The sequence below is a fragment of the Agrobacterium sp. CFBP 3001 genome, assembly GCF_027871605.1.
Classification (GTDB): domain Bacteria; phylum Pseudomonadota; class Alphaproteobacteria; order Rhizobiales; family Rhizobiaceae; genus Agrobacterium; species Agrobacterium leguminum.
Genome location: NZ_JAQAHD010000011.1, coordinates 68,919 through 94,833, shown reverse-complemented (window position 1 = coordinate 94,833; position 25,915 = coordinate 68,919). Strand labels below are relative to the sequence as shown.

Below are 25,915 nucleotides of genomic sequence, written 5' to 3'. Positions count from 1 at the left end.
CGACGGCAAGGCGGGCGCGCGCACCCTTTCCACCGCATTCTGCCTCTTCGCATTTTAGATAGTGCGTTTATAATTAAGTTCTTCTTTTCCTCTCTATGTCCAAAGGCTTGGGGGCTTTGGCCGGATGACGACGGGGGAATTTTCGCCATCACGGGAGAGTTGCCTGTTGAATAATCTTATCGAGCGTGTCGCAGCGCTTCAGAGTGCCACCCCCGTTCTTATTGCGCTTTACGATTCCGAGGACCGGTTGCGCCATGCCAATCCGTCGTTTCGGGAAAGCTTTCAGCTCGCCGCCGGCGATTTCCCGACCTGGGCGGATATCATGCGGCTGAACCATCGGCTGCGCACCGGTGTCGTCGTCCGCAACAATGATTTCGAGGGATGGCTGCTGTCGGCGCAGTCCCGGCGCGGCAAGCTGCCTTACCGCGCCTTTGAGATGGATATGCATGACGGCCGCTGGTTCTGGATGACGGAAACGGTGCAGCAGGATGGCTGGATGCTGTGCGTTGCAAGCGACGTCACCGAATTGCGCCAGGGCTACAGAACGCTGCGGCAGGACCGGGATCTGGCAGTCCGCGCCTCGCAGACCGATGAATTGACGGGAACGGCAAACCGCCGTTTCGTCTTCGCCAAGCTGGCTTTGCAGGTGGAGCGGGTTGCCAAGGGGCTGGAAACGCCTTTTTGCCTGTGCACGCTCGATATCGATTTCTTCAAGCAGATCAACGACCGTTTCGGTCATAAATGCGGGGATGCGGTGCTTCGCGATTTCGTCGGCATCGCCCATTCCGTCATCCGGCGGGTGGATTGTTTCGGCAGGATCGGCGGTGAGGAATTCATGCTCATCCTGCCGCGCAGCACGGTGGCCGAGGGCCGGGAGGTCGTCGAACGGCTGCTGCAGAAGGTGCGCCTTTCAAGGCCTCTCTCCGAATTTCCGGACTTTTCCTATAGCTGTTCAGCTGGGCTGACGGTCTATCGCGCGTCCGAAAGCGCCGACGATGTTTTCATGCGGGCGGATCAGGCTCTTTATGCGGCCAAGGAAAAAGGCCGCGACCGGCTTCTGGCGGTGACTGTTTAAACGAGTTCCGCCGCAATCAACCCATGCAGCGAATTGCCGACGAAGAGTTTCCGGCCGGCAATGTATTCCGGTTTCAGCGCCTGTCCGCGCGCCCTGCGTTCGCGGATCAGATCGGCGCGCAGCACACCCGGCAGAATGCCGCTGTCGAGCGGCGGCGTCAGCAATTGCCCATCCGGCATTTCGACGAAAATGCTGGTCGACGATCCCTCGCACAACTCACCGCGCTCGTTGAGCAGCAGCACCTCGTCGGCCTCCCCGGCTGAAAATTCGGCCCGGGCGGCATCATAGGGCTCGCGGCGTGAGGACTTGTGGCGATAGAAGGTATCGGTGGAGTCAAGCGTGGTCTGCCGGGCGATGCGAACCCGCCAGACGGCATCCTGCCGCAAGGGCTGGAAGTCGGCGGTTTCGATATCGAGTTCGCCCTTGTAGTTCATGACCAGCCTGACGCAGAGCGGCTTTTCACCACCCACCTTTTTTTCCAGCACCTGAACCGCATTGACCGGCGCGCGAAAACCGAGCGCGTCGGCGGAGCGCAGCAATCGGCGTATATGCTGGTCGATGCGCTGAAAGCCGGTCTGCGGCTCCCAGCGCAGGGTTTCCCTCAAGGTCAGATCGGCGGGTTTGCGTTTCATTGCCTGTGCTCGTCGCCCGAATTGTTGCCGGTGTCTCCGCCGGCAATATCAACCGGCAAAGCTTGTCCGAAATAGGATAGCCCTGCCGGCGGAAGAGATTAAGCCTGTTTGTTATCCAGCGCTTCCAGCTCGTCGATCAGCCCCTCGATCATCGAAAGCCCCTTGTCCCAGAAAGAGGGATCGGTCGCATCGAGGCCGAAGGGTTTCAGAAGCTCCGAATGATGCTTGGTGCCGCCCGCCTTCAGAAGCTCGAAATATTTCTCCTGAAAACCCGTCTCGGCCTTCTGGTAAACCGCATAGAGCGAGTTCACCAGGCAGTCGCCGAAGGCATAGGCATAAACATAAAACGGCGAGTGAATGAAATGGGGGATGTAGGTCCACCATGTCTCGTAGCCTTCGGAAATCCGGATTGCCGGACCAAGGCTCTCGGCCTGAACGGACAGCCACAATTCACCGATCTGCTCGGAGGTCAGTTCTCCCTGTTTGCGGGCGGTGTGCAGCTTGCGCTCGAATTCATAAAAAGCGATCTGGCGCACGACCGTGTTGATCATGTCCTCGACCTTGCGGGCGAGCATGGCCTTGCGTTCCCGGACATCTTTCGTGTCGTCGAGCAGCTTGCGGAAGGTCAGCATTTCCCCGAAGACGGAGGCGGTCTCGGCAAGCGTCAGCGGCGTCGCGCACATCAAGGCGCCCTGCTCCCCGGCCAGCACCTGATGCACGCCATGGCCAAGCTCATGGGCAAGCGTCATCACGTCGCGCGGTTTACCGAGATAGTTGACGAGCACGTAAGGATGGGCCGAGGGCACGGTCGGATGCGCGAAGGCGCCTGGCGCCTTGCCGGGGCGGGCCGGCGCGTCGATCCACTCTTCATCGAAGAAACGGCGGGCAATATCGGCCATCTCGGGGGCGAAATTGCCATAGGCGGAAAGCACGGTGTCCTTTGCCTCATCCCAGGAAATGATGGTGTTCGACGTATCGGGAAGCGGCGCGTTGCGGTCCCAATAATTCATCTGCTCCATGCCGAGCCATTTCGCCTTCATGGCGTAATAACGATGCGAGAGGCGCGGATAGGCCTTCTTGACCGCCGCCGCCAAGGCATCGACCACCTCGCGCTCGACGCGGTTGGCGAGATGACGGCTATCGGCAATATCCTCGAATTTGCGCCAGCGGTCGGAAATATCCTTGTCCTTGGCAAGCGTGTTGGTGATGAGCGTGAAGACGCGCAGATTGTCCTTGAAGGTTGCGCTCAGCGCCTGAGCCGCTTTCTTTCGGGTTTCCGGCTCCGGCTCCTGCAGCATGTTGAGCGTCACTTCCAGCGGCAGGCTCGCGCCGTCAATGTCGAAACGCAGGTCGGCCATCGTCTCGTCGAACAGGCGGTTGAAGGCCGCTGCGCTGGTCATCGATTTTTCGAGGAACAGCTGCTCTAGCTGGTCGTCGAGCTGGTGCGGCTTGTCCTTGCGCAAATCCACCAGCCACGGGCGGTAGTGACCCGCCGCGGCGTCATTCGCCATGCAGGCGTCCATCGTGGCGTCATCGATGCGGTTGAGCTCAAGGGTGAAGAACAGGAGGTGAGAGGAAATATCCGTCAGCTTCGCCTGGGCATCGCCGTAAAGCTTGCCATTCGCCGGGTTCGACGTATCGGAAAAATAGGTGAGCCCGGCAAAGGAGCCGATGCGGCCAATGAGATCGTCCAGCGCTTCATATTCCTTGAGCGCGGCGCCGATGCCGTTTTCGCCCTTCGCCTTCGCGGCTGCTTCAAGCTTGCCCTTCCATTTCTTCTCGAAAGCCGCCGCCATCGACGCCGCCTTGTCGAGATCGCCCTTGTATTCCGGCGAATCACCCGACGGATAGAGGTCCGAGAGCTTCCAGCCGGGCAGGTCGCCAAGCGCCGGACCGGTGGTTTCGGCAAGGGAGAAGACGGGTTGCGGGGTAGGGCGGTTGAGGGTCATCGAACGTGTCCTTCTGATTATGCGTGCGAAGCATATGGGGACCTTGTTTCCCGCGGCAATGGATAAAATGCAAGCAATTCTCAAAACTGGATGTTCAAGTCTCCCATGCGAGAGTGCGGAATAAGGGACCGCATGAAGCAGGTCCATAAACCGGAAACCGGAGCTAAAAATGACCGCGCATGTTCTCGTGATAGACGATGATCCCGTCCAGCGCCGCCTGCTCAAAAATGCGGTGGAACGTTATGGGCATCTCGCCTTGCTCGCCGAAAACGGCAAGGCGGGGCTGGAACTGCTCAAGCAATATAGCGGCGAGATCAATGTCATCGTCCTCGACCTCATGATGCCTGAAATGGACGGGCTTACCTTTCTCAAAGCTATCGGCGAACTCGGCACCGATGTTCCCGTCATTGTCCAGACGGGGCAGGGCGGCATCGATACCGTTGTGCAGGCCATGCGCGCCGGCGCTTTCGATTTTGTCGTCAAGCCGGTTTCGCCGGAAAGGATCGGCGCCGCCATCTCCAATGCGCTCAAGCTCGACAGGAGAGAGGCAAAGGCCCGCACGGGCCGGCGCGGACGGAGCAATGCAGTGAATTTTACCGATATCGTTTCCGCAAGCCCCGCAATGCTGAGGGTCATCGAACTCGCGCAGCGCGCCGCCCAGTCCAGCATTCCCGTGGTGCTGGAAGGCGAATCCGGTGTGGGCAAGGAAATGGTCGCCCGCGCCATCCAGTCGGCCGGAGACAGGGCGAGCAAGCCGTTCATCACCGTCAATTGCGGCGCCATTCCCCATAATCTCGTGGAAAGCATCCTCTTCGGCCACGAAAAGGGAGCCTTCACAGGCGCGACGGAAAAACATGTCGGCAAATTCATGGAGGCGGATGGCGGCACGCTGTTCCTCGATGAAATCGGCGATCTGCCGCTGGACGTGCAGGTGAAGCTGCTCCGCGCGGTCCAGCAGGGCGAAATCGAAACCGTCGGCTCCGCACGGGTGCAGAAGGTGAATGTGCGGCTGATCTCCGCCACCAACAAGAACCTCATCGAAGAGGTGAAGGAAGGTCGCTTCCGCGAGGACCTTTATTATCGCCTCAATGTCTTCCCGATCACTATTCCGGCGCTGCGCCGCCGCAAGGAAGATATTCCCCATCTGGCGCGGGTTTTCGCCGAGCGCTTTTCGGCGGAACAGAAATTGCCAAATCCCGTCGGCCTCGACGCCAGCGCGCTGGCGCTGCTGACGGCCTATGACTGGCCGGGCAATATCCGCCAGCTCGAAAACGCCGTCTTCCGTGCGGTAGTGCTCTCACAGGGCGAGGAACTCTCGGATTTCGATTTTCCGCAGATCGCGCTTCAGCTGCCGGAATTTTCGACCGGTGACGATGCGGACGATGTCATCCGCACACCATCGGGAGCGTCTCTGAAACTTGCGGCCTATTCGCCGGCCCCGCCACCGGCCGCTGAAAACCACGCCGTCATGGAGGAGCCGTCGGATATTTCCACCACTATCTACCGGGGCGGAAACCTGATCTCCAGCATGGATGAATCGGGCAATATCCGCAAACTGGCCGAGATCGAAGAGGAGCTCATCCGTTTCGCCCTGCGCTTCTATCGTGGGCAGATGAGTCAGGTTGCCAGAAAGCTTGGTATCGGCCGTTCGACTCTTTACCGAAAGCTGAAAGATTATGGCATCGATCCCGACGATCCCCTTCGAGATGCAGCCTGAGCGCACAACCCCCGTATTCGAAGGCAGATCGTAAATTCGTTAACTTCTGAGCAAGGATATCCGCTTACCGTCTATAAACCTCTTGTTAGTGGCTGATTCACTATGTAGAGGAAGGTTGTATGTGTGTGGCAATTTTGCCATCGTGTCACCGTATTTGACGTTCATTTGAGGCAATGTGACAGAAATTGTCTTCCAGGCGGGGATCGAATTGCCATATCTGCATCGGAATAACGCGCTTTCGACAAAGATCGCGCGCGGCTTGATCAAGGATATATGCACGAAGCTGTCGGCGCGCGCTGTCACCTTTGCCTGCCTGATGCTCGCCGCAATGCCTTTCGTAGGTGTTTCGGCGACGGAAGCCGCCGCCGAGACGCGAAGCCTCAAACTGTATTATATCCATACACGCGAGAAGGCGGTCATCACCTTCAAGCGCAATGGAAAATATGACCAGAAAGGTCTGCAGGAGCTGAACCGCTTCCTGCGCGACTGGCGGCGCAACCAGCCGACACGCATGGACCCGCGCCTTTTCGATCTCGTCTGGGAAGTTTATCGCCGCAGCGGCGCGACCGACTATATCAACGTCGTTTCGGCTTTCCGCTCGCCGGAAACCAACGGTTTGCTGCGCACACGCACCAAGGGTGTCGCGGAAAAAAGCCAGCATATGCTCGGCAAGGCCATGGATTTTTATATCCCCGGTGTGAAGCTTGCCCGCCTTCGTGAAATCGGTATGCAGATGCAGATCGGTGGCGTCGGTTTCTATCCGACGTCGGGCTCTCCCTTCGTGCACATGGATGTCGGCGGCGTTCGCGCCTGGCCGCGCATGAGCCGCCAGGAACTCGTCCGCATCTTCCCGAACGGCAATACGCTGCATCTTCCTTCCGACGGTAAGCCGCTTCCCGGTTATGAGCAGGCGCTCGCCGATTACAAGAAGCGTGTCAGCTCCTCCTCCATTCAGGTTGCTTCCAGCGCCGGTGCCGGCCCTGCCTCATCTGGCGGCGGCAAGCGCAAGACGTTGCTGCAGGCCCTCTTTGGCGGCGGTGACGAGGATGAAGATCCCGATAGCATCGCAGCGCCGGAGCCCGCAGAACGCCCGGCTGTCGCCCGTCCGGCGGCTCCGCAGCAGGCGGCTCCCGAGCCTGAACCCACCATTGCAGTTGCTTCGGCACAGGCGCTTCCCGGCGTGAACGATGCGCCGCTGCCGACGGCTCGACCCGCCTTCGGTAACCAGCCGCCGGCCAATACCGGCCTTGCGACTGCGCTTTATTCGCCGGCCCGCAATGCCGCACAGGATGCCCTGCAGGCAGCGACCACGCCGACTCCGGCTTCCGCGCCGGCCGAGCGCCAGCAATTTGCCGATTTGGCTGAGGTATCCGTGCCGGTGCCCACACTTCTTGGGCCGCGTGGCATGAAAGGTGATGCGGAAGGATCGATCCTGACGGCGTCCGCAGATGGTGCGACACCGGCTGCGACCGGCGAACTCGCTTCTGTTCCGGTTCCTGCCAATCGTCCGGCCGTGGCGGAAGCCCTGCTGGCGGCGGCCAATGCCGATCCAGAAGGTGAGGACGATCTCGCCGAGGCGCAGGAGGATACGCTTTCGCCGACGGTGGTTGCGGCTCTTGAACAGAGCGGTCAGGCCGCCCGGTCGCATGTCCAGTCGGCTGCCATGCCGACAGCCGCGCCATTCCCGGCCGCCGTCAACCATAAGGTTACCGTCGCACCCGCCGAAACGGCCAAGGCCGAACCGCAGGCTGGCTTCGGTGATGCTTTCGACCTGAAACCTGCGATCAATGGCGGCCTCAGCGCCGGCATGCCGACCAAGGGTTCGCGCCCGAGCAGGCAGGATGCCGCCGTTTCCCAGCAGGCCATGGTGGGCGGTGGACGTCTGACGCAGGATCTGATTTCGGATTGGGCGCTCAATCAGAACAAGGGCACGACCGGACGCTCGGTAAAGGCGCCGCGTGTTGTCGCCAACCGCATGCTCAGCAACGACATGTCGGCTTCCGCGACCTCGGCGAGCTTCAAGCCCGGTGCCGTTGCCATCGAATCCAGCCGCTTCAGCACGCCGGTGAAGATGCACTGAGCCCGCTTTCATTAAGTAAGACAGCCGAGAGGCCAACAAAAAACCCGCCGTTACCGGCGGGTTTTTTATGCGGGATATTGAAGCTTTAGACGCCGCTCTGGCCGTCCGAGCCGATATAGGCGATGCGGACCATATTGGTCGCGCCGGGGGTGCCGAGCGGTACGCCTGCGGAGATGATGATACGATCGCCCGGCTTGCCGAAACCTTCGGAAACGACGATGCGACAAGCGCGGTTCACCATGTCGTCAAGGTCGCTGGCATCGCCCGTGACGACGCAGTGCAGGCCCCAGACGACCGACAGGCGGCGGGCGGTCTGGATGATCGGCGACAGCGCGATGATCGGAACCTGCGGCCGCTCGCGCGCGGCGCGCAGGCCGGTCGTGCCCGAAGACGTATAGGTGACGATTGCCGCAAGCTTCAGCGTTTCGGCGATCTGGCGGGCGGCGAGCGAAATGGCATCGGCGCCAGTCGGTTCCGGCTGGGCGCGCTGCGCGTAGATGATATTGGAATAATAGGGGTCCTGCTCCACCGTGCTGGCAATGGATGCCATGGTGGAGACCGCTTCGACCGGGTAGTCGCCGGAGGCAGATTCAGCAGAAAGCATGATGGCGTCCGCGCCTTCGAAGACGGCGGTGGCGACGTCGGAGACTTCGGCGCGGGTCGGTACAGGTGCGGTGATCATCGATTCCAGCATCTGCGTGGCGACCACGACCGGCTTGCCGGCGCGGCGGCAGGCGCGGGTCAACTGCTTCTGGATGCCCGGAACGGCTTCCAGCGGCATTTCGACGCCGAGATCGCCACGGGCGACCATCAGCGCGTCGGAAAGCTCGATGATTTCTTCGATGCGCTCGACAGCCTGCGGCTTTTCGATCTTGGACATCAGGCCGACGCGACCGCGTGCGATCTTGCGCACTTCGGCAAGGTCTTCCGGACGCTGGACGAAGGAAAGCGCCACCCAGTCGACTTCGCCGGTGGCGAGAACGGCGTCGAGATCGACGCGGTCCTTGTCGGTCAGAACGCCGACGCCGAGCAGCGTATCCGGCAGGCTGATGCCCTTGCGGTCGGAAATGCGTGTACCGGAAATGACGGTGGTGACGATGCTCTTGCCGTCGCTCTTTTCAGCGCGCAGATGCAGCTTGCCGTCGTCGATCAGCAGGCGATGGCCGGGCTTGACCGCCTCGAGAATTTCCGGATGGGGAAGGAAAACGCGGGTGTTGTCACCAGGCGTGTCGTTATTGTCCAGCGTGAATGTCTGGCCCGGAACAAGTTCGACCTTGCTTTCGGCGAATTTTCCGACGCGCAGCTTGGGACCCTGCAGGTCGGCCAGAATGCCGATGGGGCGGCCGGTACGGCTCTCGACAGAACGGATACGCTGAATGAGCGTCCGCATCACGTCGTGGCTCGCATGGCTCATGTTGATCCGGAAAAGATCTGCGCCAGCAAGATGCAGCTTCTCAATCATCGCCTCTTCGGAAGAGGCCGGGCCGAGAGTTGCAAGAATTTTGACTTTGCGGTTACGCTTCATCAGTTTTGATTTCCCTGTGTGCCTGGCGTATCGGAGAGCTGGACCATCCAGCTGCCCTGTCTGCCCGTGTCATATTCCTTGAAACCCATTCTCTGGAAGCTGCGGGCAAAACAATCGTCCACGCCGTTGATCTTGAACTCGTTTTCCGCCACGCACATGTTGACGTCACCGGTCCAGCGGCCGCCATGGGCGGCATCTTCGGCATAGAGATAATAATAACGTGACTGCAGCTCACCCTCGATCAGCGTCGCGCAGGTCGAGGAGGGGACCTGCCACCAGCCTTCGCTGACCCAGCCCTCCTGTGCCCGGTAGCCGATTGCGACCCCCACGAGGTTCTGCGTGCTGTTGCACACGCGAAAATCCGCATGCGCGGGCGCCGCGATCATGAACGGGGTCAGAAACAATGCCGCTGCGGAAAAAAGACGGGCGATATGCCGAAAGTGGCGAGGAAGAGCGAGAGATGACTGAGTCACGGCTTCCATCCGGATTCCATGGTTATAATGAACACACTTCTTGGCGTGGCCGCCCAAGAAAGTCAACGCGATTTTAATCGATTATATTGTTCGTGGGATCGTGAGTGCGATAAGGTAGATGGCTGTTCTTTCGCCGCAACTTGCGCCCGGCCTCAAGCCATGCCATCAAGCTTCTCTCCTCAATCCTGCCCCAGAAAATCATCGATGAACGACTTCATACCCTATGAAATCATAGAAGGCGATTATGACAAAGGCATGGTTCTTCTGGCGGACCATGCCATGAACCTCCTGCCGGCACACTACGGCAAACTTGGCCTTCCGCAAACCGCTTTTCATCGCCATATCGCATTTGATATCGGTATAGAGGGGCTGACGCGCTCACTTGCCGCGCGCCTTGGCGTGCCGGCGGTGCTCGGGCGGTTTTCCCGGCTGCTGATCGATCCGAATCGCGGCGAGGATGATCCCACTCTCATCATGAAGATTTCCGACGGGGCGATCATCCCTGGCAATCATCCGATTTCGGACGAGGAATGGCAAAGGCGGATCGAGATTTTTCACCGGCCCTATCACAATGCCGTGGATCGTGTGCTGACCGGCGTGGCCGAGGCCTCGGAAGAAGCGCCGCTGGTTCTGTCGCTGCATTCCTACACGCCGTTCTGGAAGGAAACGCCGCGGCCGTGGCATGCGGCGGTTCTGTGGGATACGGATCATCGTGCGGTCGATCCGCTTCTGGCGCATCTGCGGGCCACGGGCGACATCCTCGTCGGTGACAACGAGCCCTATGACGGAGCGCTCAAGGGCGATACCATGTATCGCCATTGCATGATGAAGGGCATACCGCATGCGCTTCTCGAGGTTCGGCAGGATCTGATCGCGAATGAAGAGGGGATCGCCGAATGGTCGGACCGGCTCGCTCCCATTTTCGCCGCAATGAACGACGATCCCGTCCTGCATGAATATCAGCAGTTCGCCTCCCGCACCGGTCCCTATTGAGCCTGGAGTTTTGCCATGACGAATGAGAACGACAATCGGCAGGTCGAATTCGAGGCGGCGGCATTTCGCCGTCTCGTGCAGCACCTTCGCGAACGTCACGACGTGCAGAACATCGACCTGATGAATCTCGCCGGCTTTTGCCGCAACTGCCTGTCCAACTGGTACCGGGAAGCGGCCGAGGAGGCCGGCGTTCCCCTCAGCAAGGAAGAGTCCCGGGAAATCGTCTACGGCATGCCCTATGAGGACTGGAAGGAAAAATATCAGGCGGAGGCGAGTGATGCCCAGAAAGCCGCCTTTGAGCAGAACAGGCCCAGGGAATAACCCCGATCGACGGAAACGACTTGACGCGACGCCTTTCAGTGGGCAGTTCACAGGCCGGAATTCTGCTGCCCGTCGGCGGCGACCGGCGAAAGCTTCGCCCGGAAATAATGAACAAGGCTCGCATGCGGGCCGTCAATAAAGGATGACATGATGGACGATACCAGCACCACCGAAACCGTCGCCGCCGCAGAACTGCGCCAGATTATTGAACGGATTGAACGCCTGGAAGAAGAAAAGGCTGCCATTCAGGGCGATATCAAGGACGTAATCGGTGAGGCCAAAGGCCGTGGTTACGATACCAAAGCGATCCGCACCATTATCCGCTTGCGCAAAAAGGACGCCAACGAGCGTATCGAGGAAGAAACCATTCTTCAGACGTATATGGCTGCGCTTGGCATGGAATGATCAACAGCTAGCTGTGGGGCGACTTCCGGGTGCGCCCTGCGGCTAAATCTTATTTTCCAACACGTCCTTGTTGGCGATAAGAAGCTCCAGGATTTTTTCACTTACGAATTTGTGCTCTTTTGACAATTCGGCTTGGCGCTTTTCCGCGGATCGCGAAATCTCTGCAAACATAACGACTGTAAACAGAAACTCCTCGAAACCGCCTGACCGGGTCACTTCGGATGTGGCGCGTTCCGTCGTGAGAGTACGAAACAAATTGCGCTTCTCTTCGTCCGAAACGTGGAATACCAGTTTGTGCGCAAACCTATTCCGTAAGTTATTGACGGCCCTTAGAACATTGCCGAATTCATCACGAAAATATCCCAGCGCCTGACATAGGCTGAGCTTCTCAGCGAACGATCTGTGGCCGTTGAAATATGAGGCGGGATGATCGAGATGCATGTTCAAAACTTCAGTGACGATGTGATCCAGATAGATATGGGCGACGATGAGTTTCCCCCAATCCTCAGTCACGGAAATTCGATCTATGAACTCGCTTATATCGAAACTCGGATTGTCTCCGATGGAGTTTAAAAGACTTTCGGCTGCTTTAAATTCACTCTGCTCTGCCAAAATAAAGCCCTGCTAAGTCCAATAAATAAAATCAGTGGTATCGAATTCAGCCGCGCGTGCCGGCCAGCTTTTCCGAAAGGTCGACGGCCTCCTTGCGGGCGTCCTTGTCTGCGGGGTAGAGCGCCAGATAACGTTCCCAAGCCTTCAACGCCAGCTCGTCGCGGCCCGAGGCTTCGAGGATGTTGGCAAGGCTTGCCAGCGCCGGGAAATAGCGCGGCTCCCTTTCCAGCGTCAGGTTGATATCCGCCATCGCCTTGCGGGTGTCGCCATCGGCAAAATGCACCATGGCGCGGCGATAGGGCGCCTGCACATAGTCCGGATCGAGCAGAATGACCTGGTCGAGAAAATCGTAAGCGGCGGCGTTGCGCTTTTCGTCGGCGGCTTCGCCCGCCCATTGCATCAGCAGGTTGACCGTTGCGCTGCCGGAATCATTCCATTCGGAGGCGATCTGGTTAGCAATGCTGCGCGCCTTGACCGCATTCCGTTCTTTTTTCAGCGATGCGAAAAGCGTGTCGATCGTCTTGGCGGGTGAAGGTGAGTCCGCGACAGCAGGCGGTTGCCCGTCTGCCGCGTGGGCAATGGCAGCCATTCCCGAAAGCGGGAGGCTTGAAAACAGGAAGCCCTGGGCGAGGATGATAGCCGTGCAAAAACGATTTGGGCGCATGGGTTAAAGCTTAACCCGACTGCGCCCAATATCAAATGCAAACTTCTGCTCTGTCAACAAAGTGATCCGCGAGCTTGATCGCGAACCGCAGTCGCAGTCAATCAGCCCTGACGAGCCTTGAAGCGCGGGTTCTGCTTGTTGATGATGTAGACGCGGCCCTTGCGGCGAACCAGGCGGTTATCGCGATGACGGGCCTTAAGCGCTTTAAGCGAATTCTTGATCTTCATTTTACTGGTCCGCAGTTTTGCACGGTTTCTGCCGTGCTTATTCAAACAATCAAAAGCGCGCAACGGGGCGCGCTCTTTTCGGTTGGCAGGCAGATACCCGTTTGAGCCCTGCCTGTCAACACTTGCCCGTGTCTTTGCCTTAAAAGACTAGGCTTTTCCTGTGCGCAAAAGCTCGGTCACATGGCCCATCTTGCGGCCCGGCCGTGCTTCCGTCTTGCCGTAGAGATGCACGAGACAGTCTTTTTTCGACAGCCATGCCGGTACATCGTCGATGTCGTCGCCGATGAGGTTGGTCATGACGCAATCCGAATGGCGATCCGTGCTGCCGGGAGTAAGGCCCGATACGGCCCGGATATGCTGTTCGAATTGCGAGATTACGCAGGCCGCCTCCGTCCAGTGGCCGGTATTGTGAACGCGCGGCGCCATTTCATTGGCGACCAGCGAACCATCCGGCAGGACGAAGAATTCGATGCCGATGACGCCGACATAATCCAGCGCAGCCAGAAGCTTTTCCGCCGATTGCACGGCAACTTCCCTCGCGGCGTCGGAAAGTGCGGCCGGAACGGTGGACGTGTGTAGAATGCCGTTCAGATGAACGTTCTCGGCCGGATCGTAGCAGGTGACGGTTCCATCCAGGAAACGCGCGGCGATAATCGAAATTTCCCGCTCGAAGGAGATGAAGCTCTCGAGAATCAGCGGCACGCCGCCGAGCGCCGCAAAAGCGCCTGCGAGGTCTTCTCCACCGCGGAAAAGACGCTGGCCCTTGCCGTCATAACCCATGCGGCGGGTTTTCAGCACGCCCTTGCCGCCGAAGGCGGCCAATGCGGCCTCCAGCTCTTCCTGGTTGTCCACAGCACGGAAATCAGCAGTCGGGATGCCGCAGCCATTGAGGAAGCGCTTTTCCGTCAACCGGTCCTGCGAGGCGCTGAGCGCTTTCGGAGGCGGATAGACGGGAACGGAGAGGCTGAGCTTTTCGGCGGCCGCAACAGGCACGTTCTCGAATTCGTAGGTCACGACATCGCAACGGCTTGCGAGTTCCGCAAGCGCGTTTTCGTCGTCATATTCCGCCACGATCTGCTCGTTGCAGGCCTGCGCAGCCGGACAATCGGCCTGCGGTTCGAGTACGATGGTACGGTGGTTGAGGCGGGCTGCGGCCATCGCCAGCATACGCCCGAGCTGCCCGCCACCGATGATGCCGATGGTCAGGTTGGTCGTCTTTGCCATCACTTTTGTCGTCACTGGGTGCTGTCCATTGGATATTCCGCGACAGCCGCCGACTGGCGCGCACGCCAGGCATCCAGCCGGTCGGCGAGGTCGTCGTCGCTCAGCGCCAGAACCGCGGCGGCAAGAAGGGCCGCATTGATCGCGCCTGCCTTGCCGATGGCGAGCGTGCCAACCGGAATTCCGGCGGGCATCTGCACGATGGAATAGAGGCTGTCCTGACCGGACATGGTCTTGGACTGCACCGGAACGCCGAAGACCGGAAGCGGCGTCATCGAGGCCGTCATGCCCGGCAGGTGGGCGGCGCCGCCCGCACCGGCGATGATGACCTTGAAGCCTTCGTCCTTCGCGCTATTGGCGAAGTCATAAAGCCGGTCCGGGGTGCGGTGGGCGGAAATGATGCGGGCTTCGTATTCGATGTCGAGCGCATCCAGCGTATCGGCGGCGTTCTTCATGGTCTCCCAGTCGGACTGGCTGCCCATGATGATGGCGACGGGGGGCGTTTCTGCTGTCACGTAATGTCTCCGGGCTCAGGCGATGATATCGGGAATGACCTGGTCTTCGAGCTGGGTCATCTTGTCCTTGACGGCCAGCTTCTTCTTTTTCATGCGCTGTATTCTCAGCGCATCGCAGCTGGTCTGGATCATCGCGTTGATCGCCGCGTCATAATCCTCATGCTCCTGGCGCAGCCGCGCCAGCGTGAGCCTGATGTCCGCCTGGTCCTGATCGGGCATCTCGTCATCCCCATTTTATGCCAGCCGGATCGGCTCCGGCGCGTCTGTGATCGTTCACGAGCCTCTATCATCAAATCGCGGTAACGGGAAGTTATCCCTTGCGACCAAATTGCCCACTTATTGCCTTCATTTCGCCTTCGACAAGCGGCGCGATCCGTGTCACATTGCCGTCGTAAACCTGAAACTCCAGCGATGGAGAGCTGGAGGTAGGTTCAAAAAGGAAGGACGTGCCGCATGACCATTCAGGCTCATATTGCATCGCTCGAAAAGAAACACGGTGCTCTGGAGGAGGAGCTCGAAAGTATTCTTGCTTCCCCGTCGTCTGACGATAGAGAGATCGCGGACCTTAAACGTCGAAAACTGCGCCTGAAGGATGAACTGCAGAGGCTCAAGGCCTCGACAAGGCATTGATTTTTGCCAGCCCGTCAGCCCTCGATGAATGAGGGTTCGACGGTCTGAGCCTTTCGAGCTCTGGCGGCGAAAACCTGCTGCCAGAGCTTTTTTATTGTCGGATTTAGAACGGCAGTCCGTCCCATAGCAGTTTAAGCGCCGCAATCAGCGCCATGGCATACATGAGTGGGTAAAACACGGCCGGTTTCAGATATTTCACCACCCTGGCGCCAGCAAGCGTCGCCAGCATCGCCACCGGCAGCAGGCTTGCCGATGTCTTGAGGTTGGTGGCGTCCAGCGCGCCGAGCGCGAAATAGGGAATGAGCTTGATCGCATTCATGATGGCGAAGAAGCGCACGCTCATGCCGGTATAGGTCTTTGGATCGAGCTTCAGCGGCAGAACATAGATCTGAAAGGGCGGACCGCCCGCATGAGCCACGAAACTCGCATAACCCGACAGGCTGGACCAGAGGGTTGCAGCAGCTGGTCTTTGCGGCTTGGCCGGGATTTCCTGGCCTTTGCGGCTTTTGAAGCTCTCATGGAAGTAACGCAGCACGAACAGGATCGTGACAGAGGCGACGACGAGACGCATGGCGTCCGCGGAAATGAGGCTCGAGGTCGCCCAGCCGAGCGCGATACCGGCGATTGCGCCCGGCAGCATGATGAGGAGCGTTTCCCGGTGGTTGTAATGCCGCCAGGCAAAAAGCGCCACGATATCCATGACGATCAGGATCGGCAGGAAGATGGCCGCCGCCTGCACGGGCGATACGGCAAGCGCCATCAGCGGCACGCCCATAAGGGCCAGAGCACCGCCCAGCCCGCCCTTGGAAAGGCCGACGAGCACGACTGCGGGGATGGCGACGAGATAAAAATGAAAATCGGTGAGCATGGATGGACAGTTGATCCTTTCGCCGGTCCGGTTTATCGGATTTGTCATATGAAAACGAGTGCAGATTGCGCGGTAAGCGTCTTCTGTCTGAAATGGACGAACCGATGACCCTAGTTGAAGATCGTTGCCGCCTTGTCCTGATCGTTCCGCAATCGGACGACGCGCAAAAGCAGGCGACAGAGGTGGAAGATGCATTGCGGGGCGGCGATGTCGCTTCCGTCATCATTCCGCAATATGGTCTGGATGACGCCGCTTTCCAGAAACGCGCCGAACTGATCGTGCCGCTTGTCCAGAAGGCAGGTGCGGCAGCGCTCATCGCCGGCGACAGCCGCGTTGCCGGTCGCGTGAAGGCGGATGGCCTGCATGTGGTTGGCAATGGCGAGGCGCTTGCCGAGGCAGTGGAAAAATTCACGCCGAAGCTCATCGTCGGCGGCGGCAATGCGGATGACCGTCACAAGGCGCTGGAGCAGGGCGAGGCCAATCCGGATTACGTGTTTTTCGGAAAGCTCGAAGGCGACATCAAGCCGGAAGCGCACCCCAAAAACCTGGCGCTCGGCGAGTGGTGGGCCTCGATGATCGAAATCCCGGCCATCGTCATGGGTGGTACCGATGTGTCCTCGGTGGTTGCCGTGGCCGAAACCGGTGTGGAGTTCGTGGCGATGCGCAGCGGCGTTTTCGATAATGCCACCGGCGCCGCCCAGGCCGTTTCTGAAATCAACGCCCTGCTTGACGAAAAAGCGCCACGGTTTGACGGTTGATACAGGCGATGATCATGCGCTCGGTTCACCTCTGCCTTTCCGTTTCGCTGTTGGCGCTCGCTTTCGGCGCGCCGGCGGGTGTCGCTTTTGCCCAGTCCGGGCCGCAGAGCGAAAGCAATGCGCTGTCCCGCCAGCTGGAAAATGAGGCTCAGCCGACCCGTCAGGGCCGGGTGCAATCCGAAGAGCAGAAGGACTTGCAGCCGTCGGCAGGCGTGAATGTCTATCAGCGCATGGGCGCGGAATTGCCGGCGCTGCCGCCTGAAAAGGAATTCAAGGGCCGGGTGGACGAAGCTTACGGGCATTTCCAGCGCGGCGAATATGTGCAGGCGCTCGACAAGGCGCTGAACCGCGCGCAGAACGGTGACGCAGCCGCCCAGACGCTGGTGGCGGAAATGATGTCGCGTGGTCTGGGCATCGCCCGTGACGAGAAGACAGCCGCTTTCTGGTACCAGCAGGCGGCTCAGGGTGGCGATCCCGTCGCCATGTTCAAATTCGCGCTGATCCTGATGGAAGGCAAATTCGTCACCCGCGACAAGGCGAAGGCCGACGATTTCATGCGCCGTGCGGCGGAAGCCGGCAACGCCTCTGCCCAGTTCAACTGGGGTCAGATACTGGTTTCGGAAAATCCCGGCGCCAAGGGTCTGCTGATGGCTTTGCCGTTCTATGAGAAATCCGCCGAACAGGGCATTGCCGATGCGCAATATGCGGTGTCGCAGATTTACTGGTCGCTCAAGGATGTGCCGGCCGAGAAGAAGGCAAAGGCGCGGGACTGGCTGACACGGGCCGCGAAGGCGGGCTACGATACCGCGCAGGTCGATCTCGGCATCTGGCTGGTCAATGGTTTCGGCGGTGAGCGCAATCTGGATGAGGGCTTCCGCTGGCTCTATGGTGCGGCACAGCGCGGCAATGTCGTGGCGCAGAACAAGGTGGCGCATCTTTACATTCAGGCGCTCGGCACCCGGCCCGATCCGGTCGAAGCGGCCAAATGGTATGTGCTTTCCCGCCGCGCCGGGCTGAAGGACCCGTCGCTCGAGGACTTTTATCTCGGCATCACCGACGAGCAGCAGAAGAAGGCGATTGAGGCCGCAAATCGTTTCCGCCCGACGTGATGGAAGGGTAGCCTTGCCACGCTGGCGTTGACCCTTGGGCTTTTTGCCTTGAATTTCCGCGCGTTTTGTGGTCTTGAACCGCAAACTTTCAATTCAAGAAAATAATGACGTGCCTGCCCGGTGAGCTTCCGGGCGGTTCGCAAGCTTTCCAGGAAACAACATCGATGGCCCGTTCAGCCCTTCTCAATGTCATGGTTCAGGCCGCCATCAAGGCGGGTAAGTCTTTGTCGCGTGACTTCGGTGAAGTGCAGAACCTTCAGGTCTCGGTCAAGGGACCGAGCGATTTCGTCTCGCAGGCGGACCTGAAAGCCGAGAAGATCGTGCGCGACGAGCTGATGAAGGCCCGCCCGACCTACGACTTCCTGGGTGAAGAAGGCGGCGAGGAAAAGGGCACGGACGGCGCACATCGCTGGATCGTCGATCCGCTGGATGGCACCACCAACTTCCTGCACGGCATTCCGCATTTCGCGGTTTCCATTGCGCTCGAGCGTAACGGTGAAGTCGTCGCCGGCGTGATCTTCAATCCGGCCACCGACGAACTCTACACTGCCGAGCGCGGCGGCGGCGCGTTCCTCAACGATCGCCGCATCCGCGTCGCTGCGCGCAAGGCGCTGACCGATTGCGTCATCGGTTGCGGCGTGCCGCATCTTGGCCGCGGCAATCACGGCAAGTTCCTGGTCGAACTTCGCCACGTCATGGGGGAGGCAGCCGGCATCCGCCGCATGGGTGCGGCGTCGCTCGATCTCGCCTACGTTGCCGCTGGCCGTCTAGATGGTTACTGGGAAGCCGATCTTTCGCCGTGGGATATGGCGGCAGGCCTCGTGCTGATTCGTGAAGCCGGCGGTTTCGCCTCCGACATCAAGGGCGGCACGGATATCTTCGGCAGCAGCTCCGTCGCTGCCGGCAACGAATATATCCACAAGGCGCTCGTTGAGGTCGCCAACCGTCCCATTCCGGGCCGCTGATTGGTTTTCGGCGGAAAACCTGCCGTTTTCCGCAAGTTTTAGACGCCCGGCGAATATTCGCCGGGCGTTTTTGTTTTCCGTCATCCGGTTCCAGGCTGTTTTCGTGAAACGCCTGTGACGAAAGACCGGCTTTTCGCTTCAAATCGTCGCAATTTTCAAATAGCTTCCGCTGGATAGCTGACCAAAGGGAATGCGAACGTTATGGCGGATTCGGAGCTGCTCGATCTTGGCGTCGAGAAACCGGTGACCACACGGCAATACAGCCACAAGCTGTCCAGCCCGACACCGTTTCTCTGGACGATGGTTCTGTTTCTGGTCCTCGTGGGCTTTCTGGCGGCCATTCTTTACCGGCAGGCCCACACCGCCTTCATGACCAATCCGGGGCTCAACGGCTTCATTCTCGGCGTGTTGGCCATAGGCATCATTCTGGTGTTTACACAGACGATGAGCCTGCGTTCCGAAGTGCGCTGGTTCAATGCCTTTCGCGCTGCCGGCAGCGTCGAAAAGGTCGGCCGTGCGCCCAAGCTGCTTGCGCCGATGAGCACGCTGATCGGCAAGCGTGGCGAAGTCCGGCTTTCTGCCGTTACGCAGCGGACGATCCTCGATTCCATCGCGACGCGCCTTGACGAGACGCGTGACACATCGCGTTATCTCGTCGGCCTGCTGGTGTTTCTCGGCCTGCTCGGCACCTTCTGGGGCCTGATCGGCACCATTGGCGCCATCAGCAATGTCATCCAGTCGCTCGATCCAAGCGCCGGCGACAGCAACGATATTCTCGGCTCCCTCAAGGCAGGCCTGACTGCGCCGCTGGCGGGCATGGGAACGGCCTTTTCCTCGTCGCTGCTCGGTCTTTCGGGGTCGCTGATTCTCGGCTTCCTCGATCTTCAGGCCGGCCGCGCCCAGAACCGTTTTTATACCCAGCTCGAAAACTGGCTTTCCTCGGTGACGGATACCACGGAAGGGCCGCGGGAGTTCAAGGGCGAACCCGGCGCCGTGGTCAGCACCGAGCGCTCGCTTGCGGCCATGACCAGCCTTGCCGAAGGCATTCAGGGCCTGGTCAAGAACATGCGAAGCGAACAGCAGATGTTGCGTGACTGGATCGAAGCGCAGCAGGAAGAATCGAAATCGCTCCGCCGCACGCTCGACCGGCTGTCGGCGCGGATCGACAGCGACACGAAATCTTCCGGACGCACCCGGCACGATAACGGGAGCGAGTAGCCATGGCGCTTGCGCGCAACCGCCGCCGCGACAGGGGTGTGGATTATTGGCCGGGTTTCGTCGACGCGCTTTCGACGCTGCTCATGGCCATCATGTTTCTGCTCACGGTCTTCGTGCTGGCGCAATTCGTTCTGTCGCGGGAAATCACCGGCAAGGACGAGGTGCTGACACGTCTCAACAGCCAGATTGCCGAACTGACCGAACTTCTGGCCATGGAAAAAGGCAACAAGCAGGATATTGAGGACGCACTCGCGAGCCTGCAATCCACCCTTGCCGCATCCGAAAACGAGCGCTCGCGCCTGCAGGCGCTTCTCGATGCGGGATCTGGCAGCAATGCGAATGCCAATGCCCGGATCGGTAGCCTGACCGGTGAGCTGGACGAGCAGCGGCAGGCCAATTCCCGTGCCTCCGCACAGATCGAATTGCTCAACCAGCAGATTGCAGCGCTGAGAGCGCAGATCGCCTCGGTCGAAGCCGCGCTTCAGGCCTCGGAAGCCAAGGATGCCTCTTCTCAGGTCAAGATCGCCGATCTCGGTCGCCGTCTCAATGTCGCGCTGGCGCAGCGGGTGCAGGAACTGAACCGTTATCGCTCCGATTTCTTCGGGCGGCTGCGCGAAATCCTGTCGGACCGCGAAAACATCCGCATCGTCGGCGACCGGTTCGTCTTCCAGTCCGAAGTGCTCTTCCCCTCCGGCGGCAACGAACTCAACCCGGAAGGGCAGGCGGAGATGGAGAAGCTGGCTGTCGCGCTGCTCGATCTCGCCAAGGAGATTCCGGCGGAGATCAACTGGGTGCTGCGCGTGGATGGCCATACGGACAATGTCCAGCTTTCCGGTTCCGGGCGTTACCGGGACAATTGGGAGCTTTCCTCGGCTCGCGCCACCTCGGTGGTGAAATTCCTGATCTCCAAGGGCGTTCCGGCAAACCGGCTGGTCGCCGCCGGTTTCGGCGAATATCAGCCGATTGCCGAAGGCGATACGCCGGAAGCACGGCAGCAGAACCGCCGTATCGAACTCAAGCTCACCGAGCGCTGAAATTGCGGACCGCGTCATCGCGGTTGCCTTCTGATGAAAGTAAATTTACGTTCGCGTAAAAGTAATTCCGTCATATCTGGGAGGGGCTGATGGAAGGCTATGATGTGATCGTTGTCGGCGCGGGGCTTGCAGGGCTGGTTTCGGCAACCGAGGCGGCTGAGCGGGGTTTCAGCGTCTGCGTCGTGGATCAGGAGGGCGAACAGAACCTTGGTGGGCAGGCCTTCTGGTCGCTGGGCGGTCTGTTTTTCATCGATAGTCCCGAACAGCGCCGGATGCGGGTGCGAGACAGTCTCGATCTTGCAAGACAGGACTGGTTCGGTTCGGCCGGTTTCAACCGTCCGGAGGATTATTGGCCGCGCCGCTGGGCGGAGGCTTATCTCGATTTTGCTGCCGGTGAGAAACGCGAATGGCTGCACCGCATGGGCATGCGCTGGTTTCCCGTTGTCGGCTGGGCCGAGCGCGGCGGCAGCCTTGCCCACGGCCATGGCAATTCCGTTCCGCGTTTCCATGTAACCTGGGGCACGGGTCCGGGCGTACTTGCACCTTTCGTAAAAAAGGTGAAGGCCATGGCGGCAACCGGCCGTCTGACCTTTCGCTTTCGCCACCGGGTTGATCGTCTGGAGATCACCGACGGCCGGGTGACCGGTGTTTCAGGCTCCGTTCTCGCAGCCGACTCGGCGCAACGTGGGCAGGAGAGCAGCCGGGAAGAGCAGGGCGATTTTGTCTTCTCCGCTGCTGCCGTCATCGTCAGTTCTGGCGGCATCGGCGGCAATCAGGAACTGGTGCGGCGCAACTGGCCGGTGGAACGGCTGGGCGAGCCTCCTGCCAGCATGGTTTGCGGTGTTCCCGCGCATGTGGATGGCCGCATGATCGCCATTACGGAAACCGCCGGTGGAGCCGTCATCAACCGTGACCGCATGTGGCATTATACCGAGGGCGTGAAGAACCTCGATCCGATCTGGCCGGGTCACGGCATCCGCATCTTGCCTGGCCCCTCGTCCTTCTGGTGCGATGCGGATGGAAACCGCCTTGCCGCCCCGGCCATGCCGGGTTTCGATACGCTCGGCACGCTAAAAATGCTGGGTGAACGCGGCAGCGGCCATAGCTGGTTCATTCTGACCAAGGCGATCATCAAGAAGGAATTTGCGCTTTCAGGCTCGGAACAGAATCCGGATCTGACCGGCAAGGATATAAGGCTGCTGCTCAAAAGACTGGGCAAGGAACCGCCGGGACCGGTGCGTGCCTTCATGGAGCGCGGCGAAGATTTCGCCGTCCGGGATAGGCTCGAAGAACTCGTGACGGCGATGAATGCCATCAGCGGCGACGACCGGCTGCATATAGACCATATCCGTCATCAGATAGAGGCGCGCGACCGCGAAATCGAAAACGGTTTCAGCAAGGATGCGCAGGTAACGGCCATCCACGGCGCGCGCCGTTATCTCGGCGACCGGCTGATGCGGACGGCAAAACCGCACCGGCTGCTTGATCCGGCAATGGGGCCGCTGATCGCCGTGCGGCTGCATGTGCTGACGCGCAAGACGCTTGGTGGCCTCCATACCGATCTTGAGGGGCGGGTGCTGGATGCCGCCGGTGCGCCGGTTCCGGGCCTTTATGCCGCCGGAGAAGTGGCGGGTTTCGGCGGCGGCGGCATGCATGGCTATAATGCGCTGGAGGGCACGTTCCTTGGCGGCTGCCTGTTTTCCGGCCGCGTTGCGGGGCGCAAAGTGCTGGCGTGATCTAGGCCTGGGCGCGCAATTCGTCCGGCCCGGTCTGGAATTGCAGCCGGGCAAGCCGCGCATAAAGGCCATTCTGGCGAATGAGGCTCTGATGCGTGCCCTCTTCGATGATGCGGCCCTCATCCATCACCAGAATACGGTCAGCCTTCAGCACAGTGGCGAGGCGATGGGCGATGACGATGGTGGTGCGGGTTTTCATCAACTCATCGAGCGCCTTCTGCACCAGCGTTTCGCTTTCCGCATCCAGCGCCGAGGTGGCTTCGTCGAGCAGCAGGATTGGCGCATTGCGCAGAATGGCGCGGGCAATGGCGATGCGCTGGCGCTGGCCGCCGGAAAGCGTCACGCCGCGCTCGCCCACCTGCGTATCATATCCTTCGGTGAGACGTTCGATGAAGCTGTCGGCCTGTGCGGCGATGGCGGCGGCCCGCACCTCCTCGCGTGTCGCGTCAGGTCGGCCAAAGGCGATATTATCGTGGATGGAGGAGGCGAATATCGCCACATCCTGCGGAACGATGGACAGGCGCGCGCGCAGATCGGCAAGGGTGACGTCGCGAATATCCGTGCCATCGACGGTGATGCGGCCCTGCTGCGGATCGTAAAAGCGCATCAGCAGCGAAAAGACCGTGCTCTTGCCGGCACCGGAAGGCCCGACGATGGCGACGGTTTCGCCGGCGCTGACCTTGAAGGAGAGGCTGGAAACGATCGGCCGTTCTGTCGCGAGTGGATAAACGAAATCGACATTCTCGAATTCCGCCTCGCCGCGCGGCGGTTGCGGCATGGCGACGGGCGATATGGGTTCCGCGACGGGCGAGTGCTCGTTCAGCAGTTCGGAGAGCCGTTCGGCCGCACCGCCCGCCTGCGCCAGTTCGCCCCATACTTCCGAGAGCTGACCGAGACCGCTTGCCGCGATGACCGAATAAAGCACGAACTGGCCGAGCGTACCGGCCGTCATAGTGCCCGACAGCACGCTTTGCGCGCCATACCACAGAATGCCGACGACGCTGCCGAAGACGAGCGCAATGGCGACGGCGGTGAGGATGGAGCGGGCGCCGATTGCGGCGCGTGCGCCCTGATAGGCGGCTTCCACGGAGGCTCCATAACGGGCATTCGCCAGCACCTCGGCATTAAAGGACTGCACGGTGCGGCTCGCCGCAATCGTCTCGGAAGCATAGGCGGCGGAATTGGCCAATGTGTCCTGCGTGGTGCGGGAGCGGGCGCGAACCGAGCGTCCGAAGGCGATCAGCGGAAAAACGATGAACGGAATGGCAAGCAGCGCAAGGCCGGAAAGGCCGGGGCTGGTATAGATCATCATCGCCACCGCGCCGCAGCACATGATGATGTTACGCAGCGCTACCGAGGCGGAAGAGCCAAAAGCCGAGCGAATTTGCACGGTATCGGCGGTCAGCCGCGAGGTCAGCTCGCCGGATCGATTGCTATCGAAAAACTGCTGCGACAGGGTGGTGAGGTGGGCAAAGACATCGCGGCGCAGATCGGCGACGACCCTTTCACCGATGGTCATGACGTAATAATAACGCATGGCGCTGGCGAGCGCGAGGACAACGGCAATCGCCAGAAGCATGGCGAAATAGCTGTTGATCATGCCGCCATCAGGCGTCTGGAAACCGTGATCGATAATGCGGCGAACGGCAAGCGGCAGGGCGAGTGTCGTGGCGGAAGAAAGCACGAGAGCGAAAAGGGCAGCCGCCATCAGGCCGCGGTAACGCCGGAGATAGGGAAACAGGCCAAGAAGCGGCTTCAGGCTTCGTTGTTTCGCCGCTTTCTGCTCGTCAATGTCTGCCACGTCCTCTATGCTCCTCATTCCCTGCCGTTTTGGGCCTTTTGCGGGTGAATTTCCCGCGTGCGGCAAAATTCCCGCCCCTTTGGCCATCTCCCTTCACAAGGGGATAGCAGGCTCTTGTTATCTGGGCGACCTTCATGTATAGGCTCCGCATCGAATTGGGAAGCCATAGCCCATCTGGTCTATGGCTTCATTTATTGAAATGGCTCAGTTGACGCAATTGCGGCAAATGGACCGCACGTCACTTAACCAGGAAGATTGTCATGAAGGCTGATATCCATCCCGATTATCACACGATCAAGGTGGTCATGACCGATGGCACCGAATACGAAACCCGCTCCACCTGGGGTTCGGAAGGCGCCGTCATGAACCTTGAAATCGACCCCAAGTCCCATCCGGCATGGACGGGCGGCAACCAGCAGCTTATGGACCGCGGTGGTCGCGTTTCCAAGTTCAACAAGCGTTTCGGCGGCCTCGGCCTCTGATCCTCTTGCGGACGGATCGTTTAAAAAAAGCCCGGTTTTGCCGGGCTTTTTTTGTTGCCATTTTTCGGCGATGGCGCTCGCGCCCGCGTAGCACGCAAAAGAAAAAAGCAGGCCGGTGAGCCTGCTTTTCAAATTGTCCGGATAAGGTTGTCTTTTCTCAGTTGATCGAGAAAGCCGTGCGCAGGAGGTTGAGCTGCGCCTGCACGCTGTTTTCATTGTCCGGCACCTTGGCGGCTTCGGACGGGCGATAGATTTCGCGGTCGAGCAGGGCGATGCGGTTCTGGAGACGCAGCGAGCGCTCGATGAGGTCGCGGAAGGATTCCGGCAGGTCGTTCCAGCCGGGCGCATTGCGGTCGACGTTGAAGCTGTCGAGTCGCACCTTGTTCTTTTCGCTCAGAACCTGATCGCGCGTCATTTCACCGTTGTTGACGGCGCGCTGCAGAAGCAGCCAGGAGGCCATCTGCATCAGGCGGGTGGTGAGGCGCATCGATTCCGCCGCATAAAGAACCGAGGCCATGCGCGGCAGCACCTTGGAGGCGGCGCGGCCGGCGCCGTCGAGATAACTTGCCGTTTCCTCAACCAAGGTCATGCCTTCGGTATAGAGGGTCTTGAACTGGCTGGAAGCAGCTGCGCGACCCGCAAAGCTTATGGTATTTAAAACCTGTTCCGACATTTTCTTTAAATCCCTGCTCACGCACCACACTGTCAGGCAACGACGACGCGGATATTTTGTTCCGGCCTTTAGTGTTTTCAGGATGGTATCTTTACCTGAAATGCGCAAGGCAATTATTAAAGAAGGGTTAATACCCACAGTTTTACGGAAACCGGCCAGCGGCAAAAAAAGAGCCGCGAAAGCGGCTCTCAAGGTAAAACAGGGAGAAAAATCAGACCAATTCGCCGTATGG

Annotated in this window: 27 protein-coding genes; 14 read left to right on the top strand and 13 right to left on the bottom strand. The window is 59.9% G+C overall.

Annotated elements, in window-relative coordinates:
- Positions 1 to 166 precede the first annotated feature (166 nt).
- Positions 167 to 1,075, top strand: coding sequence for a sensor domain-containing diguanylate cyclase (locus tag PH605_RS15375; RefSeq protein ID WP_142845353.1), 909 nt, complete (start codon positions 167 to 169; stop codon positions 1,073 to 1,075).
- Here PH605_RS15375 and PH605_RS15370 read toward each other — a convergent pair.
- Together PH605_RS15370 and PH605_RS15365 are read right to left on the bottom strand one after the other, a co-directional pair.
- A complete protein-coding gene (locus tag PH605_RS15370; RefSeq protein WP_142845352.1) occupies positions 1,072 to 1,707 on the bottom strand; it encodes an aminotransferase class IV family protein in 636 nt (211 codons plus the stop codon). The two genes, PH605_RS15375 and PH605_RS15370, sit on opposite strands and share 4 nt — an antisense overlap.
- A gap of 98 nt (positions 1,708 to 1,805) precedes the next feature.
- Positions 1,806 to 3,656: a M3 family oligoendopeptidase gene (locus tag PH605_RS15365; protein ID WP_078052049.1), complete on the bottom strand. Its 1,851-nt coding sequence runs from the start codon at positions 3,654 to 3,656 to the stop codon at positions 1,806 to 1,808.
- 169 nt (positions 3,657 to 3,825) lie between these two features.
- Between PH605_RS15365 and PH605_RS15360 the strand changes: the two genes are divergently transcribed.
- Positions 3,826 to 5,373 carry a sigma-54-dependent transcriptional regulator gene (locus tag PH605_RS15360; protein ID WP_078052048.1) on the top strand — a complete coding sequence of 516 codons (1,548 nt, stop codon included), beginning with the start codon at positions 3,826 to 3,828 and terminating at the stop codon, positions 5,371 to 5,373.
- Positions 5,374 to 5,548: 175 nt separating this feature from the next.
- A complete protein-coding gene (locus PH605_RS15355; protein WP_161987913.1) occupies positions 5,549 to 7,453 on the top strand; it encodes a DUF882 domain-containing protein in 1,905 nt (634 codons plus the stop codon).
- An 85-nt stretch (positions 7,454 to 7,538) separates the two neighbouring features.
- Here the strand turns inward: PH605_RS15355 and pyk are convergent, their stop codons facing one another.
- Both pyk and PH605_RS15345 read right to left on the bottom strand, forming a co-directional pair.
- Positions 7,539 to 8,978, bottom strand: coding sequence for a pyruvate kinase (gene pyk, locus PH605_RS15350; RefSeq protein ID WP_065656511.1), 1,440 nt, complete (start codon positions 8,976 to 8,978; stop codon positions 7,539 to 7,541).
- Positions 8,978 to 9,364, bottom strand: a complete 387-nt coding sequence (locus PH605_RS15345) for a DUF1036 domain-containing protein (RefSeq protein WP_020012242.1) — start codon at positions 9,362 to 9,364, stop codon at positions 8,978 to 8,980. Before PH605_RS15345 ends, pyk begins: the two co-directional genes overlap by 1 nt.
- A gap of 291 nt (positions 9,365 to 9,655) precedes the next feature.
- Between PH605_RS15345 and PH605_RS15340 the strand changes: the two genes are divergently transcribed.
- From PH605_RS15340 to PH605_RS15330, 3 genes are all read left to right on the top strand, one after another.
- On the top strand, positions 9,656 to 10,444 hold the full coding sequence (locus PH605_RS15340) for an N-formylglutamate amidohydrolase (RefSeq protein WP_065656510.1): 789 nt from the start codon (positions 9,656 to 9,658) through the stop codon (positions 10,442 to 10,444).
- 15 nt (positions 10,445 to 10,459) lie between these two features.
- On the top strand, positions 10,460 to 10,765 hold the full coding sequence (locus PH605_RS15335; protein ID WP_059755835.1) for a DUF1244 domain-containing protein: 306 nt from the start codon (positions 10,460 to 10,462) through the stop codon (positions 10,763 to 10,765).
- Between the two features lie 147 nt (positions 10,766 to 10,912).
- Positions 10,913 to 11,170, top strand: coding sequence for a DUF2312 domain-containing protein (locus PH605_RS15330; protein ID WP_026364047.1), 258 nt, complete (start codon positions 10,913 to 10,915; stop codon positions 11,168 to 11,170).
- A gap of 42 nt (positions 11,171 to 11,212) precedes the next feature.
- Here PH605_RS15330 and PH605_RS15325 read toward each other — a convergent pair whose 3' ends face one another.
- The 6 genes from PH605_RS15325 to PH605_RS15300 form a co-directional block, all read right to left on the bottom strand.
- Entirely contained in the window at positions 11,213 to 11,782 is a 570-nt protein-coding gene (locus PH605_RS15325) for a hypothetical protein (RefSeq protein ID WP_065656509.1), read from the bottom strand.
- A 46-nt stretch (positions 11,783 to 11,828) separates the two neighbouring features.
- A complete protein-coding gene (locus PH605_RS15320) occupies positions 11,829 to 12,446 on the bottom strand; it encodes a tetratricopeptide repeat protein (RefSeq protein WP_078052044.1) in 618 nt (205 codons plus the stop codon).
- A gap of 101 nt (positions 12,447 to 12,547) precedes the next feature.
- Positions 12,548 to 12,673, bottom strand: coding sequence for a type B 50S ribosomal protein L36 (gene ykgO / locus PH605_RS15315; RefSeq protein ID WP_003497670.1), 126 nt, complete (start codon positions 12,671 to 12,673; stop codon positions 12,548 to 12,550).
- A 147-nt stretch (positions 12,674 to 12,820) separates the two neighbouring features.
- Positions 12,821 to 13,897, bottom strand: a complete 1,077-nt coding sequence (locus PH605_RS15310; RefSeq protein WP_142845351.1) for a 5-(carboxyamino)imidazole ribonucleotide synthase — start codon at positions 13,895 to 13,897, stop codon at positions 12,821 to 12,823.
- An 11-nt stretch (positions 13,898 to 13,908) separates the two neighbouring features.
- The gene (purE, locus tag PH605_RS15305) at positions 13,909 to 14,409 is read right to left on the bottom strand and encodes a 5-(carboxyamino)imidazole ribonucleotide mutase (protein ID WP_065656506.1); all 501 of its coding nucleotides are present in this window, start codon (positions 14,407 to 14,409) and stop codon (positions 13,909 to 13,911) included.
- Between the two features lie 15 nt (positions 14,410 to 14,424).
- The gene (locus PH605_RS15300) at positions 14,425 to 14,628 is read right to left on the bottom strand and encodes a YdcH family protein (protein WP_003497661.1); all 204 of its coding nucleotides are present in this window, start codon (positions 14,626 to 14,628) and stop codon (positions 14,425 to 14,427) included.
- A gap of 234 nt (positions 14,629 to 14,862) precedes the next feature.
- Here PH605_RS15300 and PH605_RS15295 point away from each other — a divergent pair, with 234 nt between their 5' ends.
- A complete protein-coding gene (locus PH605_RS15295) occupies positions 14,863 to 15,039 on the top strand; it encodes a YdcH family protein (RefSeq protein ID WP_003506164.1) in 177 nt (58 codons plus the stop codon).
- 103 nt (positions 15,040 to 15,142) lie between these two features.
- Here the strand turns inward: PH605_RS15295 and PH605_RS15290 are convergent, their stop codons facing one another.
- A complete protein-coding gene (locus tag PH605_RS15290; RefSeq protein WP_065656505.1) occupies positions 15,143 to 15,907 on the bottom strand; it encodes a sulfite exporter TauE/SafE family protein in 765 nt (254 codons plus the stop codon).
- 104 nt (positions 15,908 to 16,011) lie between these two features.
- Here PH605_RS15290 and PH605_RS15285 point away from each other — a divergent pair, with 104 nt between their 5' ends.
- From PH605_RS15285 to PH605_RS15260, 6 genes are all read left to right on the top strand, one after another.
- Positions 16,012 to 16,665: a thiamine phosphate synthase gene (locus PH605_RS15285; protein ID WP_065656695.1), complete on the top strand. Its 654-nt coding sequence runs from the start codon at positions 16,012 to 16,014 to the stop codon at positions 16,663 to 16,665.
- Between the two features lie 8 nt (positions 16,666 to 16,673).
- Positions 16,674 to 17,774, top strand: a complete 1,101-nt coding sequence (locus PH605_RS15280) for a tetratricopeptide repeat protein (protein ID WP_035262893.1) — start codon at positions 16,674 to 16,676, stop codon at positions 17,772 to 17,774.
- 164 nt (positions 17,775 to 17,938) lie between these two features.
- Positions 17,939 to 18,739 (top strand): inositol monophosphatase family protein, encoded by an 801-nt coding sequence (locus PH605_RS15275; protein ID WP_003520360.1) that lies wholly within the window; start codon positions 17,939 to 17,941, stop codon positions 18,737 to 18,739.
- A gap of 201 nt (positions 18,740 to 18,940) precedes the next feature.
- On the top strand, positions 18,941 to 19,957 hold the full coding sequence (locus PH605_RS15270) for a flagellar motor protein MotA (RefSeq protein WP_065656504.1): 1,017 nt from the start codon (positions 18,941 to 18,943) through the stop codon (positions 19,955 to 19,957).
- Positions 19,958 to 19,959: 2 nt separating this feature from the next.
- Entirely contained in the window at positions 19,960 to 20,991 is a 1,032-nt protein-coding gene (locus PH605_RS15265; protein ID WP_003520358.1) for a peptidoglycan -binding protein, read from the top strand.
- 89 nt (positions 20,992 to 21,080) lie between these two features.
- The gene (locus PH605_RS15260) at positions 21,081 to 22,727 is read left to right on the top strand and encodes an FAD-binding dehydrogenase (RefSeq protein ID WP_142845350.1); all 1,647 of its coding nucleotides are present in this window, start codon (positions 21,081 to 21,083) and stop codon (positions 22,725 to 22,727) included.
- A 1-nt stretch (position 22,728) separates the two neighbouring features.
- On the opposite strand, the gene PH605_RS15255 is transcribed toward PH605_RS15260, so the two are convergent.
- On the bottom strand, positions 22,729 to 24,528 hold the full coding sequence (locus PH605_RS15255; RefSeq protein WP_142845349.1) for an ABC transporter transmembrane domain-containing protein: 1,800 nt from the start codon (positions 24,526 to 24,528) through the stop codon (positions 22,729 to 22,731).
- Between the two features lie 260 nt (positions 24,529 to 24,788).
- On the opposite strand from PH605_RS15255, the gene rpmE reads away from it, so the two are divergent.
- The gene (gene rpmE, locus PH605_RS15250; RefSeq protein WP_003497640.1) at positions 24,789 to 25,010 is read left to right on the top strand and encodes a 50S ribosomal protein L31; all 222 of its coding nucleotides are present in this window, start codon (positions 24,789 to 24,791) and stop codon (positions 25,008 to 25,010) included.
- A 157-nt stretch (positions 25,011 to 25,167) separates the two neighbouring features.
- On the opposite strand, the gene rcdA is transcribed toward rpmE, so the two are convergent.
- A complete protein-coding gene (rcdA, locus tag PH605_RS15245) occupies positions 25,168 to 25,683 on the bottom strand; it encodes a protease adaptor protein RcdA (RefSeq protein WP_142845348.1) in 516 nt (171 codons plus the stop codon).
- Positions 25,684 to 25,915: the final 232 nt, after the last annotated feature.